The organism is Streptomyces sp. NPDC044063 (assembly GCF_056434285.1).
The window spans coordinates 17150-26864 of sequence record NZ_JBWKFM010000053.1 but is presented as its reverse complement, the minus strand read 5'-3'; the positions used below and the strand labels follow the sequence as shown (position 1 = coordinate 26864).

Annotated in this window: 8 protein-coding genes and 1 pseudogene; 2 read left to right on the top strand and 7 right to left on the bottom strand. The window is 76.6% G+C overall.

All coding sequences use genetic code 11. The features are described from left to right. A partial coding sequence (locus AC07BS_RS34390) for an aminotransferase class I/II-fold pyridoxal phosphate-dependent enzyme (protein ID WP_478935502.1) occupies positions 1-1376 on the bottom strand: 1376 nt, incomplete at its 3' end. Between the two features lie 35 nt (positions 1377-1411). Between AC07BS_RS34390 and AC07BS_RS34385 the strand changes: the two genes are divergently transcribed. Further along, positions 1412-2092: a pyridoxamine 5'-phosphate oxidase family protein gene (locus tag AC07BS_RS34385; protein WP_478935500.1), complete on the top strand. Its 681-nt coding sequence runs from the start codon at positions 1412-1414 to the stop codon at positions 2090-2092. Here AC07BS_RS34385 and AC07BS_RS34380 read toward each other — a convergent pair. From AC07BS_RS34380 to AC07BS_RS34365, 4 genes are all read right to left on the bottom strand, one after another. Further along, positions 2068-3231: a DMT family transporter gene (locus AC07BS_RS34380; protein ID WP_478935499.1), complete on the bottom strand. Its 1164-nt coding sequence runs from the start codon at positions 3229-3231 to the stop codon at positions 2068-2070. The two genes, AC07BS_RS34385 and AC07BS_RS34380, sit on opposite strands and share 25 nt — an antisense overlap. Positions 3232-3388: 157 nt before the next feature. Then, positions 3389-4423 (bottom strand): EamA family transporter, encoded by a 1035-nt coding sequence (locus AC07BS_RS34375; protein WP_478935498.1) that lies wholly within the window; start codon positions 4421-4423, stop codon positions 3389-3391. Positions 4424-4500: 77 nt separating this feature from the next. Further along, positions 4501-5031, bottom strand: coding sequence for a hypothetical protein (locus tag AC07BS_RS34370; RefSeq protein WP_478935496.1), 531 nt, complete (start codon positions 5029-5031; stop codon positions 4501-4503). Positions 5032-5195: 164 nt separating this feature from the next. Beyond that, positions 5196-7466: a glycoside hydrolase family 3 N-terminal domain-containing protein gene (locus tag AC07BS_RS34365; RefSeq protein ID WP_478935495.1), complete on the bottom strand. Its 2271-nt coding sequence runs from the start codon at positions 7464-7466 to the stop codon at positions 5196-5198. Positions 7467-7637: 171 nt separating this feature from the next. On the opposite strand from AC07BS_RS34365, the gene AC07BS_RS34360 reads away from it, so the two are divergent. Next, entirely contained in the window at positions 7638-8453 is an 816-nt protein-coding gene (locus AC07BS_RS34360) for a PhzF family phenazine biosynthesis protein (protein ID WP_478935494.1), read from the top strand. A 32-nt stretch (positions 8454-8485) separates the two neighbouring features. On the opposite strand, the gene AC07BS_RS34355 is transcribed toward AC07BS_RS34360, so the two are convergent. Next, positions 8486-9250 (bottom strand): CPBP family intramembrane glutamic endopeptidase, encoded by a 765-nt coding sequence (locus AC07BS_RS34355; RefSeq protein ID WP_478647701.1) that lies wholly within the window; start codon positions 9248-9250, stop codon positions 8486-8488. 176 nt (positions 9251-9426) lie between these two features. Then, positions 9427-9636, bottom strand: a pseudogene (locus AC07BS_RS34350) (glutamate--cysteine ligase); the annotation flags it as partial. Between the last annotated feature and the right edge of the window lie 79 nt (positions 9637-9715).

Genomic DNA, 9715 nt, shown 5'->3' with positions numbered 1-9715 from the left:
TTTTCTTTCTGTGTGTTCCCCCCCCTCCCCCCCCCCCCCCCCCCCGCTCCCCCCCCCCCCCCCCCCCCCCCCCCCCCCCCCCCCCCCCCCCCCCCCCCCCCCGCCCCTATGTCGTCCAGGGACAGCGACGAGACGGTGACCCGCACCCCGGGCGGGGAGCCGAGGCGGAAGCGCGCCCCGGGCGCCACCGCCCAGCCCGCCTGGAGCAGCCGCGCGACCGCGCCGGTCTCGTCCGGCACGGGCACCCAGACGTTCAGCCCGCTGCGGCCGTGCGCGACGACGCCCCGCTCCCGCAGGGCGCCCACCAGCGCGTCCCGGCGCCGCCCGTACGAGGCCGCGACCGCCACCGGATCCACGGCCCCGCCGCGCCACAGGTGCAGCACGGCGTCCTGCAGCACATGGCTCACCCACCCATGGCCCAGGCGCTGGCGGCCCAGCACCCGGTCCACGGTGACGGCGTCACCGGTGAGCACCGCGAATCTCAGGTCGGGGCCGTAGACCTTGGCGACCGACCGCAGCAGCGCCCAGTGCGTCGTGACCCCGGCCAGGGGGTGGAGGGGCAGGTCGACGAAGCCGTGGCCGTGGTCGTCCTCGACGACCAGGACGCCGGGATGGCGGGCCAGCACGGCGCGCAGCTCCCGGGCCCGCTCCTCGCCGAGGACCGCCCCGGTGGGGTTCTGCGCCCGGTCGGTGACGATCAGGGCCCGGGCGCCCGCCCGCAACGCGCGCTCGGTCTCCCCGGGCAGCGGGCCGTCGTCGTCGACGGCCACGGGCACGGCGCGCAGCCCGAGCGCCGGGACGAGATCCAGCAGACCGCCCCAGCCCGGGTCCTCCACCGCGACGGCGTCGCCGGGGCGCAGATGGGCGGTCAGCACCCGCTCGATGCCGTCCAGCGTGCCGGAGGTGACCGCCACCGGCCCCTCGGGCACCCCGTCCGCGGTGAAGGCCGCCCGCGCCATCCGCTCCAGCTCGCTGTCCACGGCGGGGGCGCCGTAGAGCACGGGGGTGTGGCGGGCCCGGACGGCCGCGGCGGCGAGGGCCTCGTCCAGCGGGGGCAGCAGGGCGGGGTCGGGATTGCCGCTGGAGACGTCCCGCACGCCCTCGGTGACCTCCACCCGCAGCAGCTCCCGGGGGGTGCTGGAGGGACGCTGCCGCACCCGGCTCCCCCGCCGGCCCGCCGTCTCGATCACCCCGCGGTCGCGCAGCGCGCGATACGCGGACGCGACCGTATTGGGATTGACACCCAGCTCGACCGCCAACTCCCGCAGCGGGGGCAGCAGTTCCCCCGGGGCCAGCCGGCCCTCGCCGATCGCCCGCTCCACGCTCGCGGAGATCTCCGCTGCGCGACGCCCTTCGATCCGATACTCTCCTAGCACAAACAACACTATGCACTAGTTCAATGGAGAGCGCAATGTCTTCTTCCACGGTTCCCGGGCAGTACGCGCCGACCGAGCGCACCGTCCCCACCCGCAGCCGCGAGCGCGCCTCCTACGACCGCGAGAGCGTCCACGCGATACTCGACGCCGGCTACGTCTGCCACCTCGGCTTCGTCCGGGACGGCGCCCCCGTGGTCCTCCCCACCCTCTACGGCCGGATCGGCGAGCGCCTCTACGTGCACGGCTCGACGGGCTCGCGGCCGCTGCGCGCGGCGGGGCAGGCGGGGGACGAAGGGATGCCGGTCTGTGTGACGGTCACCCACGTCGACGGTCTGGTCCTCGCGCGCTCCGCCTTCCATCACTCCCTCAACTACCGCTCCGTGGTGGTGCACGGCCGGGCCCGGCGGGTCACCGACCCGGACGAGCTGACCGCCGCCCTCGACGCGCTGGTGGACCAGGTCGTGCCCGGCCGCGCCGCCGACTCCCGCCCGGCCTCCCCCAAGGAGCTGGCGGCGACCGCCGTGCTGTGCCTCGACCTGGACGAGGTCTCCGCCAAGGCCCGCACGGGCGGCCCCAACGACGACGCCGAGGACCTCGCCCTGCCGTACTGGAGCGGTGTCGTCCCCGTGACCACGGCCTACGGCGCCCCGGTCCCGGCGGACGACCTCGCCCCGGGCATCCCCGTGCCGGACTACCTCACGGACCTCGGCCGCTGAGCCTCCGGCCCGGCCCCGTCACGGCCGACTCCTCCACAGCCGGTCCCTTCACAGCCGGCCCCGTCGCAGCCGGCCCCGTCACGGCCGGTCCCTTCCCGCCGGGCCGGAGCCACCGCCGGGGCCGGCACCCGCGCGGTGACCGAGGTGCCGCGCGCCTCCGCGACGGCCAGCGCGGCCACCGCGACCAGCAGCACCGACGTGCCGAGCAGCGTCGCCGCGGTCAGCCGCTCACCGAGCAGGCCGACCGCGATGACCGCCGCCGCCACCGGCTCCAGCAGGGTGATCACCGTGACCGTGGTCGCCCGCACCGCCGCCAGCCCGGCGAAGAACAGCGCGTAGCACAGCGCCGTGGGCACCGACACCAGATACGCCATCAGCCCCAGCGTGCGGCCGAGCTCCTCGGTCCGCGGCCACAGCCCCTCGGCGACGGCCAGGGGCAGCAGGCCCACCGTCCCCACCGCGAAGGACGTCAGGGTCGTGGTGAACGCGTCCCCGGCGCGCCCCCGCCGGCCCAGGTGCCGGCCGTAGAGGGTGACCACCGCGTAGCCGCCCGCCGACAGCAGGCCCATCGCCACGCCGAGCGGGCGCACCGCGCCCGTGCCGGCGCCGCCGAGCATCAGCACCGCCAGGCCGGCCACCGCTCCGGTGACGGCCACGGTGCCGCCCGCGCCGAGCCGTTCGCCCATCAGCAGCCGGCCGCCCAGCGCCACCAGCACGGGCGCCGCGCCCTGGGTGACGACCGTGCCGACGGCCGTGCCGGTCCCGGCGACGGCGGCGAAGTAGCCCGCCTGGAAGACCGTCAGGCCGCCACCGGTGATCAGGACGCGGATCGCGCGCCGGCCGGCCGTCTCGGCGGACCGCGCCCGGTCCGTACGACGCGGCAGCGCGGCGCGCACGGCCAGCAGCAGGACGAGGCCGCCGGCCATCCGCCAGAAGGTGAGGGCGACGGGCCCCAGGCCGCTGCTGTCGAAGACGAGCGCGGCGGTCGGGCCGGCGGTGCCCCAGCCCACCGCCGCCACGGTGACGAAGGTCAGGGAGCGGCCCACGGAGAGGCCGGCGGGCCCGGGGCGGGTGTTCGTGGAGTGGCCCCCGCCGCTACGGGCCGGTTCCGGGCAGGCCGGAAGAGAGGAATGACGCATGACTGTTCTCCCGCGGAAGACGTGATGGATCGCGTGATTCCGTCTGCGGGCAGCGTCGATCGACCGGGGAGGTCCTCCCCGGTCCGGTCCTTCTGGGAGCGGCCGCCCGCGCTAGGCGGCGGGAGGCGGCAGAACAGTCATCGGCATGATCGTCACACTAGGCCGAACGGGTGCCGCCGGACAACTCATGACCACCGGACACCTGGCCACCGGACACCTGGCCATCGGACACCTGGCCACCCGACAGCTCATGCCCGCCCGCGGCGACCGGCTCGGCGGACGCCGCCCGGGGCGTGGAGCTCTGCGCGATGAGGGCGCCCAGCAGCACCATCGTCCCGCCCACGAGCTGCGGCGCGGACAGGTGCTCGCCCAGCAGGATCCAGGCCAGTACGGTGGCCACGACCGCCTCCAGGCAGGCGACCACCCCGGCGACCTGCGGCGAGAGGTGGCGCACCGCCAGCACACCGGTGAGGTAGGCGGCCACGGTCGCGACGAGCACCACCCAGCCCAGCAGCAGCACGGCGGGCACCTCGGTGCCGTTCATGGCGGCGCTGCCCGACAGCACCGACCAGTCCATCTCCCAGGGGCGCGCGACGGCGGTCAGCAGCACGGCCCCGGTCAGCAGTCCGTAGGCGATGACGCCGAAGGGGTCGGCGGGCTCCTCGCCGTCGCTGCCGTGATCGGACAGCACGAAGTAGCCGACCTGGCAGCAGGCGGCGCCCAGGGCCAGCAGCAGCCCCAGGGGGTCGAAGCCGAGCCCGGCCCAGATCTCGACGACGCAGGCGAGCCCGCCCACGGCCAGGACCACGCCCACGGTCGCGGCCCGGCTCACCGGGCGCCGCTGGACGAAGCGCACCCAGCCGAGCAGCAGCGCGGGGCCGAGGTACTCGACGAGCAGGCCGACGCCGACGGGGATCCTGGATATCGCGGCGAAGTAGCAGGCCTGCACGCCCGCGACGGCCAGCAGTCCGAAGCCCGCGAGCAGGGCGGGGCGGCGGGTGACGAGGGCGCGATGCCGCCAGGCGACCGGCAGCAGGACGAGGGCGGCGCCGGCCACGCGCAGCCACACCATATGGAGGGGGTCCAGGCCCGCCTCGATGAGCGGCTTGGCCGCGACCCCCGAACCGCCGAACGCCACCGCGGAGGTCAGGGCCAGGCCCAGACCGGCGTTTCTCCCTCGCATCGCTCGCATCACCGCATCATGGCAGCCATGGACATGACCGTCACCCCTGTCGGTACTGTCGTGATCAACCGGTGGTCGGACCGTGATCAGCGGCGCTCCGGGCAGCCCTGCTCCACCGGTCCTGCGGCCAGTGCGGCGGTGTCGACACCGGCCCGGCGCAGCACGTCGACGGCCCGGCAGGAGGGGTCGCGCACCAGGGCGGCGAACAGGTCGAGGCCCTCGACCCGGCGGGCGCCGCGCTCCCGGGCCCGGTCGCGGGCGCGGCGCAGGGCGGCAGCGGCGGCCGGCGACCAGCCGGTCGTCCGGGACCGGCACGCGGTCGGCAGGGCCCCGGAGTCCTCGACGGTGCCGCTCCAGCGCAGGCCGTAGCCGATGGTGCGCTGCACGAGATAGCCCAGCAGCCGGGCGACCTGGGCGGGGCCGCCGGGCAGCGCCTGACGGGTGCCGGGGTCGGCCTCCAGGAGGGTGTGCAGCAGGTGGGCGGTGTCGGCCTGCCGTTCGCCGTCGCGCGCGGCACGCCGGCGGGCGCCCGAGACCGCCGTGGCCAGCTCCGTGCCGAGCGGGAGCTCGCCGGCGGTCTCGTCCCGTCCGGTGTCGGCTGGTGTACGGCTTTGCACCCTCCCACCCCATCAGTCCCGTGTGCGGGGAGCATCCCCCGGAGGGTTGCCTTCCCGCATCCGACGCGGGTCGGGTACGGCGGGCCGGGCGTCATCCTCCAGGAGGAGACGGGCCACACACGTCTCAGGGGCGCGCGGCCGTCCGGCGCACTCCCCGGGCAGGGCTACGTGATCCGCAGCGTGGCCGTGCGCGCCCCCACGGAGACGGTGTACGTGCCGCGTTCGACCCGCGGCGGCCCCGCCCCGTCGAGATCACCCGGGGTCACCTCCAGGGCCCGGGCCGGCACGCTGAGCCGGAGCGTGCGCGTCTCCCCCGCCCCCAGGCGGGCCCGGGTGAAGGCGACCAGGCGACGCGGCGGCGCCAGGACCCCGCTCACGGGCCGGGAGACGTACACCGGGACGACCGCGTCGCCCTCGCGTCCGCCGGTGCCGGTGACCCGTACGGTCACGGTCACCGGCCGCCCGGCCGGTACGGAGGCGGCGTCCAGGCCGACGGAGTCGACGCGGTGGGAGCTGTAGGAGAGGCCGTCACCGAAGTCGTACGCCACGTCGTGCGCCGACTCCGCGCCCGCGTTGGTCCCCGGTGGCTGCTGGTGGTACAGCGGCTCGTTGCCCGTCCGGCGGGGCCAGGACACCGGCAGCCGCCCACCGGGGTCCACCGTGCCGAACAGCACCCCGGCGACGGCGTGCCCGCCCTCCGTGCCGGGCAGCCAGGACATCAGCAGCCCCTCCGTGCCGTCCGCCTCGCCCAGCACCAGGGGCCGCCCGGCGAGCACCACGACGACGACCGGCCGGCCCGTCTCTTTCAGTGACCGCACCAGCTCCCGTTGATCGGCCGTCAGCTCGGGACGGGGGTTGTCGGCCCCGCCCTCGGCGCCGGGGCGTTCACCGACGACCACGACGGTCGCGTCGGCGGTACGCGCCTGCCGCACGGCGTCGGCCGCGTCGCGGGCCCGTACGACACGGGTCTCGGCGGGCGCGGCCGCCTCGATGCCGGCGAGCACGGTCGTCCCGGGCACCGCCACGCCCTCGGGCACCCCCTGCCAGCCCACCGTCCAGCCGCCCGTCTGCGCGGCCATGTCGTCCGCGTACGCCCCGGCGACGACGATCCGCCGCGCCCACGGCCCGAACGGCAGGGTGTTCCGCTCGTTGCGCAGCAGCACCTGCGAGCGCTCGGCGGCGCGGCGGGCCGTGTCCCGGCCGGCGCCGAGGATCTCCGCGTCGGCCCGCCCGGGGTCCGCGAACGGCCGCTCGAAGAGCCCGAGCCGGAACTTCAGCCGCAGGACCCGGCCGGCGGCCTCGTCGATCCGGCGCGGGGGGACCAGCCCGTCGCGCACGGCGGTGCGCAGCCCCTCGGCGAACTCTCCCGCCTCGTAGGGCTCCATCGTCACGTCGGCCCCGGCGTTCACCGCGAGGGCGATCGCGTGCGGGTAGTCGGCCGCCACCTTGTACGTCGTCCACAGCGCGCGGACGTCCTGCCAGTCGGTGACGGTGACGCCGGTGAACCCCCAGCGCTCCCGCAGGACGGTCGTCAGCAGATGGCGGGAGGCGGTGGCGGGCACGCCGTTGACCGCGCCGGACGCCGCCATCACCGTCCTCGCCCCGGCCTCGACGGCCGCGCGGTACGGCGGGAGCAGCGTGTCCTGGAGGTAGCGCGGCGAGACGTCGGCGGGGACGCGGTCGTGGCCGTTGCCGGGCTCGGAGTAGGCGCCGAGGTGCTTGACGGTGGCCGCCACGCCCCCGCCGTGCGCGTCCTGGGTGCCGCGCACGGCCGCGGCGGCCAGTTCACCGGCGAGCAGCGGGTCCTCGCCGAACGTCTCGTAGTAGCGCCCCCAGCGCCGGTCACGGGCCAGGTCGGCGACGGGCGCGAAGTTCCAGTCGATCCCGGTGGCGGCCACGGCCCGGGCGGTGGCGCGGGCGCAGTCGCGTACGAGCGCCGGGTCCCAGGAGGCGGCGAGGCCGATCTGGTGGGGCAGGACGGTCGCGCCGAGGACGGCCGCGTGGCCGTGGACGGCGTCGGCGCCGTAGAGCACCGGGACGCGCAGCCGGCTGTGGTCCAGGGCGTACCGCCGCACCGCGCCGGTCATCCGGGCCCAGGCGCGCGGCGTGTTCTCCGGCGGGCCCATGCCGCCGCCGGAGAGCACCGACCCGACCGCGCGGTCGCGGAGCACGGTCCGCAGGCAGGGCTCCGCGAGCTCGCCCCCGCCACCCCGGCAGTCGCCCTGGAGCCGGTCGACGGCGATCTGGGTCATCTGCCCGATCTTCTCCTCCAACGTCATCCGGCGCAGCAGGTCCCGTACGCGGGCCTCCGTCCCGGCCCGCGGGTCGCGGTAGAGCGGCTCGCCGTCCGCGCCGGCCGGGACGCCGGCGAGCGGCGCGGCGCAGAGGGCGGCCGCCGCGAGCGCGAGGGCGACGCGTCGCCGGCGCAGGGCCATGACCGGGCTCCGTTCCTGTCGGATCGGTCCGGAGTCTGACCAGCCGCCGGCACCCGGTCAAGGACCTCGGCGGGGCGCCGCCGGGACGTCCCCGCACCGGTCCACGCACCAGGCCGCGTTCCGGGAATTGGCCGTGTTCCGGCGGCGGCGGGCGGGCCTACGCTCCCGGCCATGAGAATCCGCATCGTCGACGCGTTCACCGACCGCCCCTTCGCCGGCAACCCCGCGGGGGTGCTGCTCCTCGACTCCGGCGCCTTCCCGGACGACGAGCGGCTCCAGCGCGTCGCCGCCGAGCTCAACCTCTCCGAGACCGCCTTCGCCCACCGCCTGCCCGAGGGCTCGCCGGACGCCGACTGGGCGCTGCGCTGGTTCACCCCCACCGCCGAGGTCGACATGTGCGGCCACGCCACGCTCGCCACGGCGCACGTGCTGCACAGCACGGGAACGGCCACCGGCACCGTGCGCTTCGCGGCCCGCTGCGGGGTGCTGACCACGACCGTCCGGGAGGACGGGTCGATCACGCTGGACTTCCCCACCTCGGAGCTCACCCCGGCCGCCGTGCCCGGGCTGGCCGAGGCGCTCGGTGCCACCCCGCTGCGCGTCCTCGACACCAGCGCGCACGTCGGCGATCTGCTGGTGGAGCTGCCCGACGAGAAGACCGTGCGGGGGCTGGCCCCGGATCTCCGGGCGCTGGCCCGCGTCTCGCGCCGGGGCGTCATCGCCACCGCCCCCGCCGAGGACCCCGCGAGCCCCTACGACTACGTCTCGCGCTGCTTCTTCCCGAACGTCGGGATCGACGAGGACCCCGTCACCGGCAGCGCCCACACCGCGCTGGCCCCCTTCTGGTCCGCCCGGCTGGGCTCGCCCGACCTGACGGGTCTGCAGGCCTCCGCGCGCGGCGGCGTGGTGCGCACCGCGCTGCGCGGCGATCGCACCCTGCTGACCGGCTCCGCCGTCACTGTTGTCGACGGCGAGCTGCTGGTCTAGAGCATCGGAAGGGGGAATCGAGAGGGGGTGGGTCAGGGCGTGGGCAGCCAGGCGACCTTGCCCGCGAGCAGCGCGTAGCCGACGAAGGCCACGATGTCGATGAGCGCGTGCGCCGCGATCAGCGGCCCGACCCGCCCCCACCGGCGGTAGCACAGGACGAACACCACGCCCATCACCATGTTGCCGATGAGACCGCCGATGCCCTGGTAGAGGTGGTACGAGCCGCGCAGCACGGCGCTGGCGGCGAGCGCGGCGGCCGGGGTCCAGCCCAGCTGGCCGAGCCTGCGCAGGAGGTAGCCGACGACCACGACCTCCTCCAGCACCGCGTTCTGCAGGGCCGAGGCGATCAGCACGGGCAGCTTCCACCACACGTCGGGCAGGTTCTCCGGCACCACCGTCAGGTTGAAGCCCGCGGCCCGTGCGGCGAGGTAGAACAGCAGCCCGCTGCCCCCGATGACGGCGGCCAGGCCCGCGCCCCGGGCGAGGTCCTGGCCCGGCCGGGTGCGGTCCAGGCCGATGGCCCGCAGCGCCCCGCCCTCCGGCCGCTCGCGCGCGAGCAGGTGGATCACGAGGAGGACGGGCACCAGCGCGGTCGCGATGCCGAAGAGCTGCCAGGCGAGGTCGAGCCAGGGCCGGCCGGGGGCGTGCGAGGCGTTGAGGGTGGCCGCCTGGTCCTTGAGCCCGCCGGGCCGGGTGAGCGAGCCGACAAAGCTGATCAGGGAGGACACCGCGCTGGCGCCGAGCGAGAGCGCGAGGACGATCAGCGTCTCCGCGCGCAGCGTGCGCCGGGACGGCACCTCGCCCGCCGGCCCCGCGGCGGTCGCCGCCGTCCGGGCGCCCGCCCCGCCGTCCGGAGTGTCGTGCCGCACCCTCGTCTCCCGCCTGCCCATGGTCACGGTCGTCACAGCTTGCCCGACGACCCGGCGGGATCCCGCACGGGGGGTGCGGGCGGGGCCGTGTCCGCGCGGGAGGGTCAGGCGAGGTCGGCCGGCCAGGTGTGCACGGGCTCCCCGGTGCGCATCAGCTCGCAGTAGCGCCGGGTGGTGGCGGCCAGGGCGGGCCGGCGGTCCAGTCCCCGTTCCCTGGCCCGGTGGTAGGTGGCGGCCTGCCAGGAGGCGCCGTTGACCCGGCGCCGGCAGCGCTCCTCGATGACGCCCAGGTAGTGGTCGCGGTCGGGGGGGGGGGGGGGGGGGAGGGGGGAGGAGGGGGGGGGGGGAGGGGGGGGGGGGGGGGGGGAGGGGGGGGGGGGGGGGGGGGGGGAG